The sequence below is a fragment of the Microbacterium daqui genome (assembly GCF_050408675.1).
Taxonomy (GTDB): Bacteria; Actinomycetota; Actinomycetes; order Actinomycetales; family Microbacteriaceae; genus Microbacterium.
The window spans coordinates 1-1,714 of sequence record NZ_JBNTKF010000043.1 but is presented as its reverse complement, the minus strand read 5'-3'; the positions used below and the strand labels follow the sequence as shown (position 1 = coordinate 1,714).

At 64.0% G+C, this 1,714-nt stretch carries 3 protein-coding genes and 1 pseudogene; all 4 read right to left on the bottom strand.

What is annotated here, in order from left to right; all coding sequences use genetic code 11:
- Positions 1 to 127, bottom strand: a pseudogene (locus tag ACQUSY_RS13340) (IS3 family transposase); the annotation flags it as partial.
- 117 nt (positions 128 to 244) lie between these two features.
- The gene (locus tag ACQUSY_RS13335; protein ID WP_428904926.1) at positions 245 to 565 is read right to left on the bottom strand and encodes a DMT family transporter; all 321 of its coding nucleotides are present in this window, start codon (positions 563 to 565) and stop codon (positions 245 to 247) included.
- Positions 565 to 909: a DMT family transporter gene (locus ACQUSY_RS13330; RefSeq protein WP_428904925.1), complete on the bottom strand. Its 345-nt coding sequence runs from the start codon at positions 907 to 909 to the stop codon at positions 565 to 567. The genes ACQUSY_RS13335 and ACQUSY_RS13330 overlap by 1 nt, the downstream gene beginning before the upstream one ends.
- A complete protein-coding gene (locus tag ACQUSY_RS13325; protein WP_428904924.1) occupies positions 906 to 1,445 on the bottom strand; it encodes a TetR/AcrR family transcriptional regulator in 540 nt (179 codons plus the stop codon). The genes ACQUSY_RS13330 and ACQUSY_RS13325 overlap by 4 nt, the downstream gene beginning before the upstream one ends.
- Positions 1,446 to 1,714 lie beyond the last annotated feature (269 nt).

Below are 1,714 nucleotides of genomic sequence, written 5' to 3'. Positions count from 1 at the left end.
GCCAGACGGCACGCCATTCGTTCGCTCACCCGCAGCTTGCGCTTGAGGTGGTCGACGGCGGCGCGGCGCCTGCCCGGGCCTAGAAGTTTCCCTCAGCCAGCTCCTTGAGCGCGGCCTTCTCGAGCCCCCGATCAGGTGATCCACGCCAGTCCGTGCCATTGAATCTGTAGATTCTCGGAGCGTTGAGCCAGCGGCGACGCGACTCCCGCCGTTTCCCGCAGGTCGAGGCCGAGCGATGCGTCGGTCAGTGTCCGGCGCCGAGCTCGACGAGGAGGACGCCGCCGACGACGAGGGCGATGCCGGCTGCCATGATCCAGGTGAAGGGCTCGTCGAAGAGGAACTTGCTGAGGACAACGGTGAGCGCGACGCCGGATGCCGCCCAGATGCCGTACGCGACACCGAGACCCATCCCCGCCCCCAATGTGAGCGAGAGGAGCGCGAAGGCTGCCAAGTAGCCGACGGCGACGCCGATGATCCAGATCTTCTTGCCGTGGGTGGCCATGCGGAGGGAGAGCGTGCCGGCGACTTCGAAGAGGATCGCGCCGATAAGGAACAGCCAGGCCATCAGAGTGCCTCTCGCTTCTTTGCGGCTCGCTGGGAGCCGAGTTCGATGGTGAGCACGCCGAGGATGATAAGAGCGATCCCTGCGAGCATGACGGGCGTGAGCGCTTCGCCGAAAATGATTGCGGAAAGGACGGCGGTCAGGGCAACGCCCGATGCGCCCCAGATGCCGTAAGCGACCCCGAGCGTCATCCCCTGGCGCAGGGTGAGTGAGAGGAACAGGAACGCGCTGACGAACCCCGCTGCCACGAGCACGTACCACGCCGGGTGGTCCAACGCTGCTTTGAGTGAGAGGGAGCCGGCGGCCTCGCTGAGGATCGCGCCGACAAGGAAGAGCCACTTCTTCATGCTTCGACTTTCGAGAGGAGTTCGTTCGCGGCCGCGACGATCACGGCGCGTTCATCGGGTGCGGGGATGTTGACGCCGGTAGCGCCGGCGAACCAGGCGCCGTCGGCGAGGAGCCGGGCGGCGGTGAGGTAGCCGCGTTCCGTCGCGTCGAGATCGGCGATGCCCACGAACCAGCTCGAGATTCGATCGGCCCATCGGATGGTGAGTTCCTCGCGGAGCCTGGGATCGGCGAGCATCACGATGTCCGCGGGATCGGGCTCCCGTGTCACGCATGCATCGACGTAGACGCCGACTCGCTCCCGAAGGGTCGTAGTCTCGGGCGCCGACGACAGACGAGTCGCCATCTCTTCGAGCCAGCCCGCAGCAACGTGGTCGACCAGCGCGAGCATCATCGCCTTCTTCGTTCGGAAGTGATACATCAAACCCGGCTTCGAGAGTCCCGACCGCCTCGCAACCGAGTCGAACGAGACAACCTCCCCGGCGCGGACGAGGTCAAGTGCGCAGGAGAGGACTTCTTCGCGAGAGTTCGATGCCACTCCACTACTTTACCATACGGTTGGTAAAGTAGCAGACCTGCCTGTCGCAGGGGTCTCGAACGCCTCATTCCCAAACTAGATAGCGTTTTTTTCTCCATTTTTTGAACTTTTCCTTCTCAATAAACGCTCGTACCTTCGAGGTGTTGGGCCGCCCCCTTCATTCGGTCCGGTCGCTGTGCGAGTCGTCGGTTTCCGATTGATGGGTGCATTGCCGAGCGTAGTCGACGGGTGCGAGGTAGCCGAGCGATGAATGCCGGCGGTCGTGGTTG

Excerpts from the sequence above, each read along its gene's own strand:
- ACQUSY_RS13330 (WP_428904925.1), bottom strand. The coding sequence starts at position 909 with ATGAAGAAGTGGCTCTTCCTTGTCGGCGCGATCCTCAGCGAGGCCGCC.
- ACQUSY_RS13335 (WP_428904926.1), bottom strand. The coding sequence starts at position 565 with ATGGCCTGGCTGTTCCTTATCGGCGCGATCCTCTTCGAAGTCGCCGGC.